This is a genomic window from Nostoc sp. LEGE 12447 (assembly GCF_015206985.1).
Classification (GTDB): Bacteria; Cyanobacteriota; Cyanobacteriia; order Cyanobacteriales; family Nostocaceae; genus Nostoc.
The window spans coordinates 132,943-152,974 of record NZ_JADEXT010000002.1 but is presented as its reverse complement, the minus strand read 5'-3'; the positions used below and the strand labels follow the sequence as shown (position 1 = coordinate 152,974).

Genomic DNA, 20,032 nt, shown 5'->3' with positions numbered 1-20,032 from the left:
ATGCTGCGATCACACAGATGTGCAAACTGAAGATTTGTTAAAAATAACTATATACTGTGCATGAATATTAGGAGTAGTTTTATGGTTCTACAAGTTAACCCCATCCAAAAAGAACCAATTGTTACTTGGGAAGCACTTCCAGCCGACTTCATTTTACCAGACGATCCAGTGGAAAATATTCAACAACCTGCGATCGCTGCTGCGCTTACCGATGCTTTGGGAAGTACAGGGCGCATCCAACCTCAAATGCTGATTGGCTCTAACTTTGGGCTTGTAGCCACAGTCAACAAAAAAATCGTTGTCAAAGCACCAGACTGGTTTTTTGTCCCTCAAGTGCAGTCTGTGGGAACAAATGTAGTTCGTCGCAGCTACACCCCAAATTTAGAAGGCGCGCCTGTGGCTGTAGTGATGGAATTTCTCTCAGATACAGAAGGTGGAGAATTATCAGTCCGTTCAACTCCGCCTTACGGTAAACTCTATTATTACGAAAAGATTCTCCAAGTTCCAACCTACGTAACCTACGACCCTTACGAACCAAGTCTAGAAATACGGTGCTTACAAAATGGGCAATATACTTTGCAGCAAGCAGACGCTAATGGACGCTACTGGATTCCTGAATTAGAGTTATTTCTGGGAATTTGGCAAGGTGAAAGATTATGCCAAACTATGAATTGGCTGCGCTGGTGGGATACAGCAGGAAATTTACTGTTGTGGAGCAGCGAACAAGCCCAACAAGAACGCCAACGCGCTGAACAGGAACGCCAGCGTGCTGATATATTAGCAGCTAAGTTACGTGAGCTAGGTGTTGACCCTGATGCGTAGGCGTACCCCATCGTAGACATCGCATAACCTAAACAAATGCTGGGAATAATAATTTTGGGATATCAGCACCAAAATTCCATGAAACAGCAGAAAAATCAGTTCAGCCATCTTACTGCGATCGAAAGAAGTTATTTATCATTTCCTGCACAGTTTTTATTAAATCAAAACCTTCTACAAGGCAAAATACTAGACTTTGGTTGTGGCTTTGGTAATGATGTTAAAATATTGCGCCAAAAAGGTTGTGATATTACAGGCTATGACCCTTATTATTTTCCAGAATATCCTGAGACTAAATTTGATACAATAATTTGCTTTTATGTTTTAAATGTTTTATTTACTGAAGAACAAACTAATGTTCTTATGGAAATATCACACTTATTAAAACCAGGAGGAAAAGCTTATTATGCTGTAAGGAGAGATATCAAAAAAGAAGGTTTTCGAGAGCATTATATTCATAAAAAGCCTACCTATCAGTGTATTATCAAACTTCCCTTTACTTCAGTTTGTTTAGATGAATATCGGGAAGTATATGAGTATGTACACTATAATCATCAGCGAAATTCATCTAATTATTGTATATTCTGTAATCCCCATAAAACTCTCAAACTAGTAACTGAATCAGCAACTGCTTATGCTATTTTTGATGGCTATCCTATAAGCAAAGGACACGTTTTGGTTATTCCCAAACGTCATGTAAACAGTTATTTTGAGTTACCATTTAAAGAACAGTCTGCTTGCTGGTTTATGGTGAATAAAGTACAAGAAATTCTCAAAGCAGAATTTGAACCTGATGGCTTTAATATAGGAATGAATATCAATCGAGCCGCAGGTCAAAATATTATGCACGCCAGTATTCATATCATCCCTCGTTACAAAGGTGATAGTATTGGCGCTAAAAGTGGAATCAGGAATGTTATTCCTAAAAAGCAATAGTTTCTTTTACTGACAGCTTCTAGTCGCAAACCAAAATTTATAGTAAATACATAAATTCTGAAAAACCAGATTTATTAGTCTTGTCGAAAATATTGCAAAATATTTCAGTTAACCCAGATTATCTGGATCGATTCCTAGCGCTCTTAATTGTTCTGTCAATTGTTGTACCCGTTGTTCTGCTTGTTGAGCGCGTTGTGCTTCTTGTTGAGCGCGTTGTACTTCTTGTTTTACTTGTTCTGCGGGCGTGAGATATCGTTGTCCTTGCTCATCATACCAATACATCCATTCCCGCGTTACGCCACAATAATTTCCTCTTTCGCAACCAATTCCTAAACCAATTTCTGGTAGCCAAACGGGGTTTCCCTCTTGCAATTCATACTTACCATTAACCAACTTATGTACTTCTAGATGAGGTTTGCGGCGGCGACGGGAGGAATAAATCACATAGTAAAGTACACCCAAAGCCTCATATTCATCCAATTTAGTCGTGTATTCCTTGCGATAATTTTGGGAAACTACTTCTAGCACGAAAATCGGTACAACATTTTCATCCCACAGCACATAACTGGGACGCAACTCTTCATCATAAAACCGCTCTACGCCTAAGCTCAAAAATCCATCTGGCACAATGGGCGGTTTATCGGGGTGATAATAAATACCCATATCTATGGCAAATAGCCAGTCCATACGTTCTGCCCAAAGTATCAGCAGGATCGCCTTCAGCAAACCTGGTATCAATTCTTGCAGTTCATTATCCACAGGCGTTTCATCAGAGTCTGGTAGTTCCTCGGCTGAGGGCAAGTGCCTTGGCAAGTTGTAGTTTAACATCGCTGGTTTCCCCAAAAATCAAAGGACATTTGGCTCATCAGAATTATAGCGATTTCTTCACTAGCAATATCTACAAAAAGGCTGTTTGGTAACGCACGTAGATTAATGATTAGGATTTACGTCTACTTACTTATTGCGATCCGCTAATCTTGATAATGTAAATATTTTATTTTGACTAAATGATACCACTTGTGGTATTGGTAAATAACTAAGATTTTACAGATAAAATAGTTACTAGCTCATTTGTTAGTTGTGCAGAGCATTGCCTCAGCTAAAGTCGCAGCCCAGTCAAGAATCTAAGCGTTTCTACCCCACAAAGGAAATTGCTTAAGGCAATAAAATTTTGGTAACTCTTAACTATTAATAAATATATAGGTGCTTAGTGCTATTAATGCTTTATATTTAGCGACAGGGTGGTGCAAACAGCCACTCATCTTTAAATACTTAGGAGGCAGTACCCACCGGGAGCAACTCACGCTTCGATACCATCAGCACGTAGCGTAAGTAAAGGTGAAGTTGATATTAAAACGAATAATTTTTGCTGAATTGCGACAGATAAGGACTAAACTAAAAAGTCTTGTGCAGCAAAACCTGTAGCTTTAAATGAAGTAATCATGTCTAAGGTTCTTGTCTCAGATTCTATTGACCAAGCTGGAATTGACATTCTTTCGCAAGTTGCTACTGTTGATGTCAAAATAGGTCTAAAACCAGCCCAACTGCTCGAAATTATTGGTGAATATGACGCACTGATGATTCGTTCTAGTACGCGCGTCACTCAAGAAATCATCGAAGCCGGCACTCAGCTAAAAATCATCGGTCGTGCTGGCGTAGGTGTGGATAATGTGGATGTTCCCGCAGCCACACGTCGGGGAATTGTAGTAGTCAATTCTCCAGAGGGAAACACAATTGCCGCCGCGGAACACGCGCTAGCAATGATTTTGGCTTTGTCTCGCCACATTCCCGATGCTAACGCTTCGGTGAAACGCGGTGCGTGGGATCGCAATAGCTTTGTTGGCGCGGAAGTCTACAAAAAAACTCTCGGTGTTGTCGGTTTGGGTAAAATTGGCTCCCATGTTGCAGCTGTAGCTAAGACAATGGGGATGAAACTCCTAGCTTATGACCCTTTTATTTCTACAGAAAGAGCCGAACAGCTTGGCTGCCAGTTGGTGGAGCTAGATTTACTCTTCCAGCAAGCAGACTATATCACCCTACATATCCCGAAAACCCCAGAAACTACCCACTTAATCAATGCCACAACTTTGGCAAAGATGAAACCTACAGCCAGGATTGTCAACTGCGCTCGTGGTGGGATCATTGATGAAGTTGCTTTAGCAGCAGCTCTGAAAGCAGGTAAAATTGGTGGTGCCGCCTTGGATGTGTTCGAGTCAGAACCACTGGGTGAATCGGAATTGCGATCGCTAGGCAAAGAAGTTATCCTAACCCCCCACTTGGGAGCCTCTACCGCAGAAGCTCAAGTAAATGTGGCGATTGATGTTGCCGAACAAATTCGGGATGTACTTTTAGGACTACCAGCCCGTTCAGCCGTCAACATTCCCGGACTTGGCCCCGATGTGTTGGAAGAACTCAAACCCTATATGCAGCTAGCAGAAACTCTAGGTAATCTAGTAGGACAGCTAGCTGGCGGACGGGTGGAAGTACTCAATATTCGGCTACAAGGGGAACTCGCAACCAACAAAAGTCAGCCTTTGATAGTCGCTGCCCTCAAAGGTTTACTTTATCAAGCTTTACGGGAACGAGTAAATTACGTCAATGCCAGCATAGAAGCCAAAGAACGGGGAATTCGGGTAATTGAAACCCGCGATGCTTCCATTCGAGACTATGCCGGAACACTTCATCTAGAAGCTACGGGTACTTTAGGTACTCATTCTGTCACCGGCGCTTTGTTGGGTGAGCGGGAAATCCATCTAACTGATGTTGACGGTTTCCCCATTAACGTCCCACCCAGCAAATATATGCTGTTTACCCTGCACCGCGATATGCCGGGGATTATCGGCAAACTTGGTTCCTTACTGGGCAGTTTTAATGTGAATATTGCCAGTATGCAAGTAGGCCGTAAAATCGTCCGTGGTGATGCGGTAATGGCTCTGAGTATAGATGACCCTTTACCTGAAGGCATCTTGGATGAGATTATAAAAGTCCCTGGTATTCGGGACGCGTATACAGTAACACTTTAATTTTGGATTGCGGACTTCGGCTACGCTCAGTCGGACGATTTTGGATTTTGGATTGGTAATGGCTAATTGCTCATTGTTTTTCGCATTGGTCATTAACCATTACCAAGTCCCCAATCTAAAATCTAAAATCTAAAATCTAAAATTATATGGCAAACACCTGGTGGGAACTACAGATTTTATGTGAGCCAGACCTAGAAGATTCGATCTTTTGGCGACTGGAAGATTTTGGCTGTCGTGGAACAGCTAGTGAAAACAAAGGAAATTCATCTTTAGTTAGGGCCTATTTATCGACAATTCAAACACAGCTACTAGATTTGGCAGCGCTGTCACTTTGGCTGCGTCAAGATGCCCTTTGTGTAGGAGTTTCATCTCCCTCTCTGCAATGGCAGTTAATTGATGAGGAAGATTGGGCAACTAGCTGGAAACAATATTGGCATCCGCAAGAAATCGGCGATCGCTTCCTAATTAACCCCGCGTGGCTACCATTACCAGAAACAACAGAACGGTTAGTAATTCGTCTTGACCCTGGTGTAGCATTTGGTACGGGCAACCATGCCACCACTCAGTTATGTTTGGAATCCCTAGAAATGCGGCTGAGTGGAGTTCCTCAGTCATTTGTGGGTGATAGTGGCAAACAAAAACATCTGGTAATTGCAGATATTGGTTGTGGTTCTGGTATCCTTTCCATTGGGGCGCTGCTATTGGGAGCCGAAAAAGTCTATGCAGTAGATAATGACCCTTTAGCGGTGCAATCAACTATCAGTAATGGTCTCCTAAATGACATTAGCTCAGAACGTTTACTACCAGCACTAGGAAGTGTAGACGTTTTGACAAAACTGCTTGAGAAACCAGTGGATGGTATAGTTTGCAATATTCTGGCTCATGTAATTATTGAGTTGATTCCAGAAATGAGTGCGATCGCTAAACCTGAAACTTGGGCAATCTTCAGTGGTATTTTACTAGAACAATCTAAAGCTGTTGCTGACGCTTTAGAACAAAATGGTTGGGTCGTTGCTACCCTGTGGAAAAGAAAAGAATGGTGTTGCTTGAATGTACGGCGTTCTTAACCAACGCAAAACTAGACAATACCCTGCGGGAAGCGACTTTGCGTCTACATGAATTGCTCTTAGCTGAAAATGAAGGTTTCAGCTATGGTTTGCGTCAGTCTTGTAGAAAAAATGGATGATACGTTTTAACAGTATTCGACTTAAGTATAAGTAATCAAGCAATCTGAGGTGACATAATATATAGATTAACCACTATTGACTTTTGAAACCAGCGATGAAAGAACGGCTACAAATCCACAAAAAAGCTGACTCATCCGCTTCTAAGTCAGAGCAAGGTCAGCACCTTTTAATTACTCACTCTCAACTTGGCTCCAACAAGCCTATATTACAGGCGAAAGTAGAGAATCAGAAATTTCAAGAGTATCAGTTTGAGGCAACAAAACTCCAAATCCAAGCCAAGCATGGCACGATCACGCCAGACGGACAGGAACGACTCACTGTATTACAGGCAAAGATGAATGAGTCGTTGCAGCAAGGAAAGGAACACTCTTTTCAGTTTGGTCATAACATTGACAAAATGGCGATCAAACGTGCTGATGCTGTATCGCTGGCACAAATGCAACCCCTTCGGGAACCAATAATACAGCTAAAACTCACTGTTGGCGAACCAGGAGATCAGTATGAGCAAGAAGCTGATAGAGTAGCTACTTCTGTTGTCAGCCAAATTAATGCAGCTACTTTGCAAAACCAAGAAGGACAGCAGACGACCTTAGCAGGTAGCAGAAACATCCAAGCAAGCTCTGAAGAAATATTAGCAGCAAATAACTCAGCAGATAAAAAACAAAAATTTTTACAAGATTACTCACTAGCGAAAACATTAGTAAATGGCATAGATGACACATTACCAGAAGATAAAATCCTAGAACAACTATTCAAAAACTTTGGCAATATCCAATTTCAATACACAATGGTGAGCAAGAGTCAAGAAACTCTCTTAAAAGGCTCTCCCGAAGGAGATTGTCAGACATTAGCTCGTGCGTTTAAAAAAGTTGCAGAAGAATATTTCGGCATCGAAAAAATAACAGTTGAAAGCATTGCCAAACCTTTTTTGAGTGAAGCTGGAGTTACGCCATACCAAGGTAAAAAGCCTAATTGTGATGATGGTAAGCGGTGGTTTTTCCAAAACCATTATTGGGCTAGTTGGAACGGAAAGGTTTACGATGTTTTATTCCTCAGTCATAAGCGAACTGAAGCAGATATGGCAAAACAGGTGCAACCACTTACATCTATGTTGATGCCTGAACAAGAGTACTATGAAACAGAAAAAGGGAAAGTTGTATATCCAATCGTTAATAAGTACTCAACTGTAGAAATGAGTATATTTGAGAAACTGAAAAACTTTGTGAATAATCTTGGTAGATTTTTCTCTGACAATATGAGTGCAATAATAAATAAAATTCAGTCTTTATTGTCTAAAGGTGGAAACAACGCTAGTGGTTTTGATTCTCTAATGAGAGAACTAGAAAATGACAAAACTAGTACTGTGGTCTCAAATAATCAAAATCAATAATTATAAACCTTGATGGGATCGTTAATTGAGTGCGATCGCATTTTTACTTGGTACAAGATTAATTCAATTGCGATCGCACCCCAGACAAAGCCAAATTAGTTATTTTGGTTAGCAATCTATGCGATCGCAGTAATTAAACTCACGTTATATTCACAAGGGTAAAGGGAAAGGGTAAAAGTTTTTCTTTTACCCTTTAATCCTATAAAATTTTACATACTTCGGTTTAATCGTGCTTACTTACTTGGATAATCCTGATTTGCCTACAACTGTTGCCTTCTCGGACGAGCAACTGCAATGCTTGTTTACGTAGGCGTAGCCTGTCGTAGACATCGCACCAACATGCCTGAAGTACGGAATACGGCGCTTCGCGCCTGTTCCTCAAGGGTTTTCAGGCTGCCTTACTTATAAAAAAATCCGATGTCTTAATTAAGTACAGATCAAGCTTCCATATAATAGTTGAAGAAGTGCAACAAAATTAAACATCAAGTAAAGTCCCTCCTCTGTCACTCCCTCTCCAACATACCCCTGTATGGGCAATACATTATAAACGCCTTAAGGGCAGTTTTCTTAAAAGTATTGCTCCTGCAAGCTTAACTTTGGCTTGGCAGACTAGATAAATCGGGTCTGGTTGGCATCTACGCGGTTCAATTCAAAATTTTGCCTTTGGCACGCTACACGAACACAACAGGAGAACACGAAATCTATGACCAGACTAGAAACCCGCACTGAACCAATGGTGCTAAACATGGGGCCACACCACCCCTCAATGCACGGGGTTCTGCGGCTAATCATGACTCTGGATGGCGAGGATGTCGTTGACTGTGAACCGGTCATCGGCTATCTGCACCGAGGAATGGAAAAAATTGCTGAGAACCGCACTAATGTAATGTACGTCCCTTACGTTAGTCGCTGGGACTACGCTGCGGGAATGTTCAACGAAGCTGTCACTGTTAACGCCCCAGAAAAGCTTGCAGGTGTCGCTGTCCCCAAACGCGCTAGCTACATTCGCGTCATCATGCTGGAGTTGAACCGCATTGCTAACCACTTGCTATGGTTTGGCCCCTTCTTAGCTGACGTAGGCGCTCAAACTCCCTTCTTCTACCAGTTCCGGGAACGGGAGATGATTTATGATTTGTGGGAAGCTGCTACAGGTTATCGGATGGTGAATAATAACTACTTCCGCGTTGGTGGAGTAGCAGCTGATTTACCTTACGGTTGGGTAGATAAGTGTATAGAATTCTGCGACTACCTATTACCTAAAGTTGATGAATATGAACGCTTAGTAACTGATAACCCCATCTTCCGGCGACGTGTTGAGGGTATTGGGACTATCACCCGTGAAGAAGCAATTAACTGGGGACTTTCTGGCCCAATGTTACGCGCTTCTGGTGTGCAATGGGATTTGCGAAAAGTTGACCATTACGAATGCTACGACGATTTCGACTGGGATGTGCAGTGGGAAACTGCCGGTGATTGCTTTGCCCGTTACGTGGTGCGGATGCGGGAAATGCGCGAATCTGTGAAGATTATTCGCCAAGCAATTAAAGGACTTCCTGGCGGCCCTTACGAAAATCTGGAAGCCAAGCGTTTAGCCGCAGGTAAAAAATCCGAGTGGGACGCATTTGATTACCAATTCATCGGCAAAAAAGTTTCCCCCACTTTCAAGATTCCCAAGGGTGAAATCTACGCCCGTGTAGAAAGTGGCAAAGGTGAATTGGGAATTTATTTGGTTGGCGATGATAATGTCTTCCCTGCACGGTGGAAGATTCGCGCCGCAGATTTCAACAACCTCCAGATTGTCCCACATTTACTGCGCGGCATGAAGGTTGCAGATATTGTGGTGATTCTTGGTAGTGTTGACGTAATCATGGGGTCTGTGGATAGGTAGAAAATATTTATCTAAGTATTTTTTAGAGCAGTTGCATAATACAACTGCTCTATTTTTTTACAGTTCAGTTAAGTATTTCTTTCTTCTCTCCTTGGCGTTCTTGGCGGTTCGTAAAAATAATTGACTAATCGAACCGCCAAGTCGCCAAGAACGCCAAGAAGAATGCACTCTTCAGTAATCTGGCTGGAAAAATTTTTTACTCATATAACATAGGTACGAAATATTGATGAGTTTTAAATAATGCCCCGTATTTTTGACAACATAGATTTGCAACTGCTACCAATTTTACGAGAAACCCTCAAAATCTCTTATCGCGCAGATTTTTGCGTTGGCTACTTTAACCTCAGAGGTTGGCGAAGAATTGATGATTTAATCGAACAGTATGTTGGTAGTGAAAATGCTTGTTGTCGTTTGCTAATTGGGATGCAAAGCTTACCCAGTGATGAAGTTCATGCAGCATTTAGCCTTGTTAGTGGTGATGGACGGATTGATAACAGTAGCATTGTGCGGTTTAAAAAACGTATGGCGGCGGAATTTCGCCAGCAGTTGACTATTGGTGCGCCGACTAATCAGGATGAAGCGGGGTTGCGGCGGTTAAGTCATCAGCTAAAAACTCGGAAGGTAATTATTAAACTGTTTTTGCGCCATTCTCTCCATGCCAAGTTATATCTTGTGCATCGCAATGACCCTAATACCCCAACTGTGGGATTCTTGGGTAGTAGTAATTTAACCCTTCCCGGACTGGCAAAACAAGGGGAGTTGAATGTTGATATTTTAGACCACGATGCTTGTAATAAACTACAAAAGTGGTTTAGCGATCGCTGGCAAGATTATGGTTGTGTAGATATATCCCAAGAGTTAGCGGAAATTATTGACCAGAGTTGGGCTAGGCAAGAGCTAGTTTCACCTTACTACATCTACCTGAAGATAGCTTACCACTTATCCCATGAAGCGATCGCAGGACTTTCAGAATTCCGCATCCCCCGCGAATTTAATAACTTATTTGATTTCCAAAAAGCTGCCGTACAGCTAGCAGCACGTCATGTAACTAGGCGTGGTGGCGTGTTAGTGGGTGATGTGGTCGGTTTGGGCAAAACTTTAGTTGGAACCGCCCTTGCCAAAATATTACAAGAAGATTGTTATTTAGAAACGCTGATTATTTGCCCAAAAAACCTAGTTTCAATGTGGCAAGAATATAAAGATAACTATCGATTACTTGCCGAAATTATACCAATTAGTCAAGTACAAAATAAATTACCAACACTCCGGCGTTATCGAGTTGTGTTAATTGATGAAAGTCATAATTTACGGAACCGCGAAGGTAAACGTTATCGAACAATAATAGAATATATTGCAGCTAACGAAAGTAAATGTATTTTATTATCTGCGACTCCTTACAATAAAAGTTATCTTGACCTTTCCGCTCAACTGCGGCTATTTGTGCCAGAAGACCAAGATTTAGGATTAAGACCAGAAGCTTTAATTAATGAACTGGGTGGCAGTTCAATAGGAGAATTGGAGTTTATTAGAAAGCATCAATGTTCAGTCCGTTCTTTAGCTGCCTTTGAGAAAAGCGAACACCCTGATGACTGGCGAGAATTGATGAAGCGTTACATGGTGCGCCGCACTCGCTTTTTTATTAAAGATAATTATGCCCACACAGATGAAACAGGGCGGAAATATTTAGAATTTTCCGATGGGAGACGTTCTTATTTTCCTCAGCGTCTACCTCGGAGTCTCAAGTTTCCTTTAGAAGGTTCTAGCAGTGACTTTTATGCTCGTCTTTACTCCGAGTTAGTTGTAGAAGTAATTAATCAACTTAACTTACCTCGTTATGGGCTAGGAAATTACGTTATTGCTAAACAAAAACAGCCACCAACGGACACCGAACAACGCTTTATTAATAGCTTATTTCGTGGTGGCAGGAGGTTAATGGGTTTTTCTCGCACTAACTTATTTAAACGTTTAGAAAGTAGCGGCGTTGCTTTTATTCAATCAATTGAGCGCCACATTTTACGAAACTTCATTTATTTATATGCTTTAGAGCAGGGGCTTGATATTCCGATTGGAAGTCAGGAGGCTGAGTTATTAGATACAAGTAATAATGATGAAGATGCCGATTCTGTTGTAGCAGCTTTGTTTGATACAGAAATAGAAGAAGATGATTCTAGTGCTTCGTTGCAAATGGAGAGAGAAGGAGAAGTAACTTCTTTTGCTAACGAGGATGAGAAGGCATCTAAAACAGAAAAAGTATTTCGTCAAAGAGCAGAATCAATTTATCAAGAATATACAACTCGATATCAACGAAGATTTAAGTGGTTGCGTTCTACACTTTTTGATATTAAAAAACTGAAACGTGATTTGCTAGAAGATGCTAAAGCACTGATTAATGTGCTGCAACAGTGTGGCGAGTGGAATCCTCAAAAAGATGAAAAGCTGGCAGCTTTAATCAAACTGCTAACAAAAACTCACCCTCAAGATAAAGTACTAATTTTCACACAATTTGCTGATACAGTCCGCTACCTTGCAGATAATTTGCAGTTGAATCATATTACTAATGTAGCTGGGGTAACGGGACAATCTAAAGACCCAACAATAATGACGGGAAGATTTAGCCCTGTGAGTAATGGAAAACGGGAGCAAATTTCATCATCAGATGAGTTGCGGATTTTAATCGCCACCGATGTTTTAAGTGAAGGTCATAATTTGCAAGACTGTGCAATTATCGTCAATTGGGATTTACCTTGGGCGATTATTCGCTTAATTCAACGTGCGGGAAGGGTAGACCGCATTGGACAAAATGCTGATAAAATTCTTTGTTATTCTTTTTTACCAGCCGAGGGAGTAGAACGGATTATTAATTTGCGGGGACGACTCCGCAAACGACTGCAAGAAAATGCGGAAGTGGTGGGAACTGATGAAGCTTTTTTTGAAGATGATGATGCGCGGGTAATTCTTGATTTATACAACGAAAAATCTGGAGTTTTAGATGGTGAAGAAGATACAGAAGTTGATTTGACATCAGGTGCAAGGTTCCGCACTTATGAACGATTGAAAAGTTATGTTCAAGAAATGAAAGGAACACTATTTGTTAGTGAAGAACTTTTAAAAGCAATTGATGAGATTTACCGTTATCCTTTGCGACAGTCAGCTATTGATACTCTGAATCGTCAACTGAGAAGCGGTATTAATAATCAGGTGTTGGCTGATTTAGTTGTGTCGTTACGCATGGATGACCGTTTGTGTATTGTGACAGAAGAATTAGAAAAGCGAGAACCTCAGATTATTTGTTCTCTAGGATTATTTTCTAATTCGTAATTCGTAATTAAAGCAAAAGACGCGATGAATCGCCGTCTCTACAATAATTAGCGCCTTGTAGAGACGGCGATTTATCGCGTCTTTATTATTTAGTAAAAAAATTGTAGGTTGGGTGGAGGCTTTGCGTAACCCAACATCCTGATATTTGTTGGGTTGCGCTCCGCTCCACCCAACCTACGTTTAATGCACTGTTTGATTTGCTTCCAACCAGTTAAGTAAATCTTCAATGCCTGTAAAATCCAATAAAGCCTCGCCAAGTGCTTCTAATTGCTCTAAAGAAAGAGTTTGAATGCGCTCCCGAACCTCTTGTGGTAACTCTCCTACCCGTTTTTGTAGTTGCCGTAACACGAGGGTTTGTCCTTGTTCTTGTTTTCCCCGCTCGTAACCAATACGCTCGCCTGTGGTAATGTAACTCATAGTTCGCTCCTGCTCAAATTGCTTAAACTCTTGCCAAAATTCTGCTTCCAAGGCTTTTGGTAAAATCATAACCCAATCAATAAATCGATAAAGGTTACGAATATCTTTTTCTTGCAATCCTAATTCATACAATCGGCGAATCAGACTAAATTTCCAAGCTTTACGTTCTCCTAGCTTTTTACTTGTTTGCTGCGTCTTCAAATGCGCCATGACTACAGTTGCAAATGGATTTTCGCTGGCTTCTAATTCTGTCCAACGATTTTGATAATCTAGCAGCTTGACAGTTCCAAATTCAAAGTTAAGCCTGGTATTGGGATAATTATAACTATATTGATTGGGTCGCCATGTTGGGTCTGTATCGCACAAAATTGCCAAACTAATGGCAGAAGAACTGAAAAGAGCAGATAATGATAGCCCGTGGAAGGAAATTTTAGAAGAAAAGAATAAATCTGTTGAGTTGTACAAAAAACACGCTTTTTTACCGAAAGCTTTACCCGATACAGATACACCTCAAGATACTCGATTGATACACCTCCGCAAAAATATAGAACAACTCAACAAGAAATCGCAAGAAAAGTTAAATCTTTTGCTGTTGGATGAGTTTAGTAAGCGTTTGGGTATCAAGTATGAAGAGGTTCAGTTAACTGGGAAATCACAGAAGCGGGTTTTGAAGGTTGAGGATATTGCAGCTTTGAAGCCGTTTCACTGGGGTTATCATTTTAACGAGGTTTTAGAACGCGGCGGTTTTGATGCGATTATCACTAATCCACCTTGGGAAAATTTTCAGCCTGATGCAAAAGAGTTTTGCTCTGAATACAGTGATGTTGTGTCTAAAAAAAAGATGGACATCAAAGATTTTGAGATTGAATTAAAACGTTTATTAATAGATACGAAAATTCAAAAGGCATGGTTAAAGTATCAAAGTGATTACAACCATCAAAGAGAGTATTTTAGATTTGCTGAACAGTATATAAATCAAGTTCCTATAATTAATGGTAAACGCCACGGAAAAGATGTTAACTTTTACAAACTATTTCTAGAGCAATGTTTTAATCTTTTACGTCATGGTGGCGGATGTGGCATCGTTATACCAAGTGGTATTTATACTGATTTAGGAGCTAAGAAGCTTCGAGAAATGCTATTTAATAACACTAAAATAACTGGTTTATTCTGCTTTGAAAACCGCAAAACAATTTTTGAAGGTGTTGATAGTCGTTTTAAATTTGTTGTTCTTACTTTTGACAAAGAAGGCAAAACAGAAAAATTTCCTGCTGCTTTTATGCGTCATGATGTCCAAGAACTGCAAAAGTTCCCCAAAAATGACGGTTTACTTATTAGTATCGACTTAGTGCGAAAGCTATCACCTGATTCTCTCTCTGTAATGGAGTTCAAAAATGAGCTTGATTTTCACATTGCTGATAAGATGACCAAGTTCCCATTACTGGGTGAAAAAGTTGAAGATAAATGGAACTTGGAACTACATCGTGAATTTAATATGACTGATGATGCTTTTCTTTTCAAGAAAAAGCCAGAGAAAGGTACATTAGCGCTCTATGAAGGTAAAATGATTCATCAGTTTACCCACTTATATGCCGAACCGAGATATTGGATGGATGAATGGGAAGGGAGAAAAGCTTTATTAGGAAAGAAGAAAAACGACAATGGTCAATTATTAGACTATCAATTTTATCGTCTTTCATATCGTGCAATAGGAAGGAGTACAGACTCTCGAACTATGATTGCAACAATACTACCCTCAAATGTATTTTGTGGTCATTCTTTAAATATTGCATCACCTACTAATGAAAATGAATCTACACTTTTTATTTGTGCTGTACTGAATAGCTTTTGTTTTGATTTCTCTTTGCGTCAACAAGTGTCTGCCAATTTGACAATGTTCTTCATTTATCAAACACCCGTTCCACGTTTAACAAAAAACGATCGCAACTTCAACGATATTGTACAACGCGCCGCCAAACTCATCTGCACGACACCAGAATTTGACGAACTCGCGCAAGAAGTCGGTTTAGGTTCCCATCAACAAGGTGTTACCGATGAAGCAGAACGCGCTAAACTCCGCGCTGAACTCGATGGAATGGTAGCACATCTTTATGGTTTAACCGAAGATGAATTTAGCTACATCTTCACTACCTTTCCGATTGTGAATGCAACCGTTAAAGAAGCGGCATTGTCAGCTTACCGTAACTTTGTGCCAATGTTTGGAAAATCAAAAATAGAACTTACGCAAAAGTAGACGCTGTAGAAGCGATTTATGATATTACTGTATTAAAGAATCTCAATATAGTCCGATAACTACCACCAATGCCTGTTCAACCATAAATTCAAAAGCATATTGACTCGGCGGCTCAGTGCTAACATGGCCTTCGTTGACTACAATCCTCAATTAATGGAGATACCCATGAAAGAATTAATGAAACAGCCTTCATCTTGGCTACCAAATGGAATAAAACTTAATCTTTCCGATCAATTTCGTCCTTTTTCTTTTAGTGAAGAATTACAACTTCGTTTAGAAGAACTATTAGAAAAAAATAAAGAAAATTTACTCAATCCAGATGAGCAAGCAGAATTAGCTGGTTTATTGGAATTAGAAAAAATCTTCAGTTTTATCAACGCTAAACTTGCTTCTTAATTGTGGTTATCAACAATTTTGTTCGTTTAAATGTCCGTAAAAGGGCAAAATACTTGTGTGAATATTGTCACTCTCCAGAACGATCAAATGCAACACCCTTTACTATTGATCACATTATTCCTCAATCTTTAGGAGGATCAGACGATCTCAATAATTTGGCTTTAGCTTGTCATCGTTGTAATCAAAGACGGTATAATTTTACAACCGCAATTGATCCAGAAACACAAACAGAAGTTGCATTATTTAATCCAAGAGATCAAAATTGGTCAGATCATTTTATCTGGACAGAAAATAAGTTAAAGATCATTGGCACAACTCCTATAGGTCGTGCAACTTGCAATCGTTTTGATTTTAATGATCAAGACCACGATGATGGGTTTATTCTAAATTCCCGTCAACTTTGGTTAACAGCAGGTTGGCATCCACCTATTGGCGATCTATGTCAATAATAAAAGAAACAGCATTGTTAGTTTACCGTAACTTTATCTCAATATTTGAAAACTCAGAATTAGTCTGTAGTTAGTCTCTCGTTTTCATGCAGAGTATGGAAACAAAGAATACTATCATTATGACTAAGAGGTTGTTTGAAAAGTAATTTGCTGCATCTTTGCACTTATTGATCCTCTCTAACCCCCCTTATAAAGCTACAGTGTATATACAAGTCTTCTAGAGTTGCGCCACAGCCTTTTGATCCCCCCTAACCCCCCTTAAAAAAGGGGGGAACCGGAATCAAAGTCCCCCTTTTTAAGGGGGATTTAGGGGGATCTAAAACGTTTTGCTACCGTGAAAAGGATTTTTCAAACATCCTCTAATATCTGTAACGAGGAATACAAACTAAATTGTTACACTAGAGTTTGAAGTATATTTATTGCCTCAAGCTAGGGAAAGACAAAACATATTATTTGTAAAATTACAAAATTCTTAATACTAAATTTATAATTTTGAATTGTCTTTGGTGCAAATTAAAAATTGTAGTTTCTTAATAATTTATTTTAATTTTACTAAAAAGCTTGACTACGATTATGTTTCGTTAAAATCGAATTGCTGCTATAAATACAAAAATGTATTTAAATAAGGTGTAATAAATTACTATATAAATCCGGCAGCATTTACTTAGTCGTAATTTTAGAACCGTGCAAATTCATCCTCACTCGGAATTTAACCATAGCCGCGATCGCCGTGAACAGGGTTTGCAAAATTTGCTCGACCGCCTTGTTAAAACAATGCAGCGCGATGAGTTAGTCAGGCAAACGACCAATCAACTCAGAGAATCGCTTCAGGTTGATCGGGTGGTGTTGTATTATTTTTACAGTCAGTGGGAAGGACAAGTGACTTTTGAATCTTTGAGTTCTAAAGAATTCTCAATACTTGGTTCCACGGGCCCAGATGATTGTTTTAACAACGAGTATGCTGCTTTATACTTAGCAGGACGGGTAAAGGCGATCGCTGATATTGAGTTAGAGCCAATCCAGCCTTGTCACCGAGATTTTCTCCGCAATTTGCAGGTTCGCGCTAACTTGGTTATACCAATTGTCATCCCTAGAGGATTATGGGGATTGCTAGTAGCACATCACTGTCAAGGGCCTCATGATTGGTCGCCATCAGATATAGAAATGATGCAAACAGGGGCGCAAACTCTAGCAACAGATCGTAATATTTTGGAAAGCTAAAATAATTTGTCATTTGTCATTTGTCATTCGTAGTTAAAAGGGCGGTTAGAAACCGCGTCTAGACAAGGCTTTACCCACCTCCGTGGGTTTCAAACTCTCAATTTTTTCTAGATAAGGAGAAAGAATTATGAAATTTGGTTATACGGTCATCTGGGTAGACGATGTAGTTAAAACGGTTGAGTTTTACGAAAAAGCTTTTGGTCTGGTTCGTCGCACTCTCCAGGATAAAGGACAATCTATCTGGGCGGAAATCGAAACTGGCAGCACTACATTAGCTTTCTCTTCAAGTAGCGAAGCACAGAAATTATTTACTGGTGGCTTTCATGCCAACGATCCCACACAACCACCGACATTAATTCAGATATCATTTATTACCCCCGATGTTGGCAGTGCTTACATGAGAGCGATCGGCGCTGGTGCAAAAACATTAGATGCCCCTAAATCTCAACCTGGGGGACAAATGATTGCTCGTGTCCGCGATCCCAATGGTGTGCTAGTGTCGTTGGTGAGTGCCTAAGTAACAAATTGCCTTTTAGCAGATGTCTTGATCTAGATGGCTGCTTCTAAATTTGGCTTATACTGGCCATAGGAAAACAGTACTGCCTAGATATTAAAATGCTACTTATTCCTACTGTTACCTCGATTCCGCTTGTAACTGATGCAAATGGCGTTGTTAGGATTAGCAAAACCCGCATCACTTTAGATACAGTGGTTACAGCTTTCCTTGAAGGGGCTACAGCAGAAGAGATCAGAGAACAGTACCCATCGCTTCATCTTTGGGATATCTATTTGGTGATTGGTTATTACTTACAACACCAAGGTGAGGTTGATGCTTACCTTCTAGAGCGTCAAAGACTTGCTACGGAGGTTCAACAAGAAGCTGAAAAGCGTTTTAACCCCATTGGAGTGCGCGATCGCCTTTTAGCAAGACGCAACCCACAAGGGTAAATTACGATGCTGCGTTTTTTGGCTGATGAGAACTTTAATAATCAGATTATCCGTGGTGTTCTGCGTCGTAACATTAATGTTGATATTGTCCGTGTTCAGGATGTTGGATTGACTGAAGCAGACGATCCAACTGTATTAGAATGGGCAGCGCAAAACAGGCGTGTGGTGCTAACTCACGATGTCGCAACGATGACAACTTTTGCTTATGAACGATTACAAGCAGGCTTGGCAATGCCTGGTTTATTTGAGATCAGTCGTCGTGTTTCAGTTGGTTTAGCGATCGACGAAATTTTGTTGCTAGATGAATGTAGCTTAGAAGGAGAATGGGAAGGACAAGTCCGGTTTTTGCCTTTGCGTTAACGATTGGAGGCGATTAATTCGGCTGACGTTGGCGTAGCCCGTCGTTGGTAAGCATTTGTTTTCTGTAGTCCCCAATCTAAAATCTGAAATTTTATGGATTCCAATGCTTTGCTGTGTGCAGCGATCGCAAATCACATTACCACCAATCTTCAACAACGAATTACTTTTGCCCAATTCATGGATCTGGCACTATACCACCCTGAATACGGCTACTATTCCAGCGATGCAGTCAAAATAGGCTTTAAAGATAGTGATTTTTTTACCTCTCCTAACCTCTGTCCTGACTTTGGTGAGTTACTAGCAGAACAATTTTTGCAAATGTGGGAGATTTTAGGAAAACCTGTACCCTTTTCTCTGGTAGAAATGGGAGCAGGTCAAGGATTGCTAGCTTTGCATATCCTTAAATATCATCAACAGCACCACCCAGATTTTTTTACGGCGCTAGAGTACATCATTGTTGAAAAGTCGCCAACTTTAAGACAAGAACAGCAGCAACGCTTGCAAGATTTCCCGGTGCGTTGGTGCAATTTAGAGGAGATACCACCAAATGCGATCGCAGGTTGCTTTTTCTCTAACGAGTTAGTAGATGCTTTCCCCGTCCATCAATTCATCCTAGAAACGGGAGAACTCCGAGAAATTTACGTAACCACAGATAGTAATGAGAAAGAAACCAATGCCCCATTTCCGATGCCCCATGCCCCATGCCCATCATTTGTAGAAGTCACAGGAGAACCTTCAACCCCCCAACTGGCTGAATATTTAGATTTAGTGGAAATGAACTTTAGCCAAAGTGCATATCCAGATGGCTACCGTAGTGAAATTAATTTAGCTGCTCTAGACTGGTTGAGTATAGTAGCAGACCGCTTGCATCGCGGCTATGTGTTAACAATTGATTATGGCTACCCCGCCAGCCGTTACTATAATCCCAGGCGATCGCAGGGAACACTACAGTGTTATTATCACCATCGTTACCATGACAACCCTTATATTAATATTGGGCGACAAGATATCACTGCCCATGTTGACTTTACAGCTTTGGAACGCTGGGGCCAGAAGTGTAATTTAAAGAATATTGGTTTTATCCAGCAGGGATTATTTTTGATGGCGTTGGGGTTAGGCGATCGTATTGCAGCCCTTTCCGAACGAAAGCAACCTCTCTCGCAGTTACTACAGCATCGGGATGCACTACACCAACTTATAGATCCCACAGGACTCGGCGGCTTTGGAGTCTTAATTCAGAGCAAAGGTCTGGACAATACAGAAACTTCTCAAAAACTCAAAGGATTGACCCTGCCAGAATAAAGGTAAATTTGAAAAGTTAAAACTCTATTTAAGAATGCAGTATCAATCTTATTTAGACTAGCATAACAGTGAATACTGTAAAGTTAAACACAATACAAAAGTAATAATTATGTCCACCCATGAC

The 20,032-nt window shown here is 40.5% G+C and carries 16 protein-coding genes and 1 pseudogene; 15 read left to right on the top strand and 2 right to left on the bottom strand.

Annotation, left to right across the window (positions count from 1 at the left end):
• Nucleotides 1-81 precede the first annotated feature (81 nt).
• Nucleotides 82-822: a Uma2 family endonuclease gene (locus IQ274_RS03135; RefSeq protein WP_193867333.1), complete on the top strand. Its 741-nt coding sequence runs from the start codon at nt 82-84 to the stop codon at nt 820-822.
• Nucleotides 823-900: 78 nt separating this feature from the next.
• Nucleotides 901-1,755: an HIT family protein gene (locus tag IQ274_RS03130; protein ID WP_193867332.1), complete on the top strand. Its 855-nt coding sequence runs from the start codon at nt 901-903 to the stop codon at nt 1,753-1,755.
• Nucleotides 1,756-1,863: 108 nt separating this feature from the next.
• On the opposite strand, the gene IQ274_RS03125 is transcribed toward IQ274_RS03130, so the two are convergent.
• Entirely contained in the window at nt 1,864-2,583 is a 720-nt protein-coding gene (locus IQ274_RS03125; RefSeq protein WP_163928985.1) for a Uma2 family endonuclease, read from the bottom strand.
• Nucleotides 2,584-3,197: 614 nt separating this feature from the next.
• Here IQ274_RS03125 and serA point away from each other — a divergent pair.
• The 5 genes from serA to IQ274_RS03100 all read left to right on the top strand — a co-directional run bounded on the left by serA (nt 3,198) and on the right by IQ274_RS03100 (nt 12,561).
• Nucleotides 3,198-4,778, top strand: coding sequence for a phosphoglycerate dehydrogenase (gene serA / locus IQ274_RS03120; protein ID WP_163928984.1), 1,581 nt, complete (start codon nt 3,198-3,200; stop codon nt 4,776-4,778).
• Between the two features lie 146 nt (nt 4,779-4,924).
• A complete protein-coding gene (prmA, locus tag IQ274_RS03115) occupies nt 4,925-5,845 on the top strand; it encodes a 50S ribosomal protein L11 methyltransferase (protein ID WP_163928983.1) in 921 nt (306 codons plus the stop codon).
• A gap of 214 nt (nt 5,846-6,059) precedes the next feature.
• Nucleotides 6,060-7,355: a hypothetical protein gene (locus IQ274_RS03110; protein ID WP_193867331.1), complete on the top strand. Its 1,296-nt coding sequence runs from the start codon at nt 6,060-6,062 to the stop codon at nt 7,353-7,355.
• Between the two features lie 703 nt (nt 7,356-8,058).
• Nucleotides 8,059-9,243 carry an NAD(P)H-quinone oxidoreductase subunit H gene (locus tag IQ274_RS03105; protein WP_163928981.1) on the top strand — a complete coding sequence of 395 codons (1,185 nt, stop codon included), beginning with the start codon at nt 8,059-8,061 and terminating at the stop codon, nt 9,241-9,243.
• 240 nt (nt 9,244-9,483) lie between these two features.
• Nucleotides 9,484-12,561, top strand: a complete 3,078-nt coding sequence (locus IQ274_RS03100) for a helicase-related protein (protein ID WP_193867330.1) — start codon at nt 9,484-9,486, stop codon at nt 12,559-12,561.
• Nucleotides 12,562-12,741: 180 nt separating this feature from the next.
• Here the strand turns inward: IQ274_RS03100 and IQ274_RS03095 are convergent.
• Nucleotides 12,742-13,368, bottom strand: a pseudogene (locus IQ274_RS03095) (DUF4351 domain-containing protein); the annotation flags it as partial.
• Here IQ274_RS03095 and IQ274_RS03090 point away from each other — a divergent pair.
• The 8 genes from IQ274_RS03090 to IQ274_RS03055 all read left to right on the top strand — a co-directional run bounded on the left by IQ274_RS03090 (nt 13,358) and on the right by IQ274_RS03055 (nt 19,908).
• Nucleotides 13,358-15,232 (top strand): Eco57I restriction-modification methylase domain-containing protein, encoded by a 1,875-nt coding sequence (locus IQ274_RS03090; RefSeq protein WP_193867329.1) that lies wholly within the window; start codon nt 13,358-13,360, stop codon nt 15,230-15,232. The pseudogene IQ274_RS03095 and the gene IQ274_RS03090 overlap by 11 nt on opposite strands.
• Before the next feature lie 165 nt (nt 15,233-15,397).
• Complete coding sequence (locus IQ274_RS03085; RefSeq protein WP_193867328.1) at nt 15,398-15,628, top strand: hypothetical protein; 231 nt, start codon at nt 15,398-15,400, stop codon at nt 15,626-15,628.
• A gap of 2 nt (nt 15,629-15,630) precedes the next feature.
• Nucleotides 15,631-16,077, top strand: a complete 447-nt coding sequence (locus tag IQ274_RS03080) for an HNH endonuclease (protein ID WP_193867327.1) — start codon at nt 15,631-15,633, stop codon at nt 16,075-16,077.
• A 684-nt stretch (nt 16,078-16,761) separates the two neighbouring features.
• The gene (locus IQ274_RS03075; RefSeq protein WP_193867326.1) at nt 16,762-17,298 is read left to right on the top strand and encodes a GAF domain-containing protein; all 537 of its coding nucleotides are present in this window, start codon (nt 16,762-16,764) and stop codon (nt 17,296-17,298) included.
• A 127-nt stretch (nt 17,299-17,425) separates the two neighbouring features.
• Complete coding sequence (locus IQ274_RS03070) at nt 17,426-17,815, top strand: VOC family protein (protein ID WP_193867325.1); 390 nt, start codon at nt 17,426-17,428, stop codon at nt 17,813-17,815.
• A gap of 98 nt (nt 17,816-17,913) precedes the next feature.
• Nucleotides 17,914-18,246: a DUF433 domain-containing protein gene (locus tag IQ274_RS03065; protein WP_193867324.1), complete on the top strand. Its 333-nt coding sequence runs from the start codon at nt 17,914-17,916 to the stop codon at nt 18,244-18,246.
• 6 nt (nt 18,247-18,252) lie between these two features.
• Nucleotides 18,253-18,606 carry a DUF5615 family PIN-like protein gene (locus IQ274_RS03060; protein WP_193867323.1) on the top strand — a complete coding sequence of 118 codons (354 nt, stop codon included), beginning with the start codon at nt 18,253-18,255 and terminating at the stop codon, nt 18,604-18,606.
• Between the two features lie 93 nt (nt 18,607-18,699).
• Entirely contained in the window at nt 18,700-19,908 is a 1,209-nt protein-coding gene (locus IQ274_RS03055) for a class I SAM-dependent methyltransferase (protein WP_193867322.1), read from the top strand.
• The last annotated feature ends 124 nt before the right edge of the window (nt 19,909-20,032 follow it).

What these genes read in the sequence shown, in the direction of transcription:
- IQ274_RS03065 (WP_193867324.1), top strand. Translation starts at nt 17,914, where the DNA reads ATGCTACTTATTCCTACTGTTACCTCGATTCCGCTTGTAACTGATGCA.
- IQ274_RS03085 (WP_193867328.1), top strand. Translation starts at nt 15,398, where the DNA reads ATGAAAGAATTAATGAAACAGCCTTCATCTTGGCTACCAAATGGAATA.
- IQ274_RS03110 (WP_193867331.1), top strand. Translation starts at nt 6,060, where the DNA reads ATGAAAGAACGGCTACAAATCCACAAAAAAGCTGACTCATCCGCTTCT.
- serA (WP_163928984.1), top strand. Translation starts at nt 3,198, where the DNA reads ATGTCTAAGGTTCTTGTCTCAGATTCTATTGACCAAGCTGGAATTGAC.
- IQ274_RS03105 (WP_163928981.1), top strand. Translation starts at nt 8,059, where the DNA reads ATGACCAGACTAGAAACCCGCACTGAACCAATGGTGCTAAACATGGGG.
- IQ274_RS03130 (WP_193867332.1), top strand. Translation starts at nt 901, where the DNA reads ATGAAACAGCAGAAAAATCAGTTCAGCCATCTTACTGCGATCGAAAGA.
- IQ274_RS03135 (WP_193867333.1), top strand. Translation starts at nt 82, where the DNA reads ATGGTTCTACAAGTTAACCCCATCCAAAAAGAACCAATTGTTACTTGG.
- IQ274_RS03055 (WP_193867322.1), top strand. Translation starts at nt 18,700, where the DNA reads ATGGATTCCAATGCTTTGCTGTGTGCAGCGATCGCAAATCACATTACC.
- IQ274_RS03100 (WP_193867330.1), top strand. Translation starts at nt 9,484, where the DNA reads ATGCCCCGTATTTTTGACAACATAGATTTGCAACTGCTACCAATTTTA.
- prmA (WP_163928983.1), top strand. Translation starts at nt 4,925, where the DNA reads ATGGCAAACACCTGGTGGGAACTACAGATTTTATGTGAGCCAGACCTA.
- IQ274_RS03070 (WP_193867325.1), top strand. Translation starts at nt 17,426, where the DNA reads ATGAAATTTGGTTATACGGTCATCTGGGTAGACGATGTAGTTAAAACG.
- IQ274_RS03125 (WP_163928985.1), bottom strand. Translation starts at nt 2,583, where the DNA reads ATGTTAAACTACAACTTGCCAAGGCACTTGCCCTCAGCCGAGGAACTA.
- IQ274_RS03060 (WP_193867323.1), top strand. Translation starts at nt 18,253, where the DNA reads ATGCTGCGTTTTTTGGCTGATGAGAACTTTAATAATCAGATTATCCGT.
- IQ274_RS03090 (WP_193867329.1), top strand. Translation starts at nt 13,358, where the DNA reads ATGGCAGAAGAACTGAAAAGAGCAGATAATGATAGCCCGTGGAAGGAA.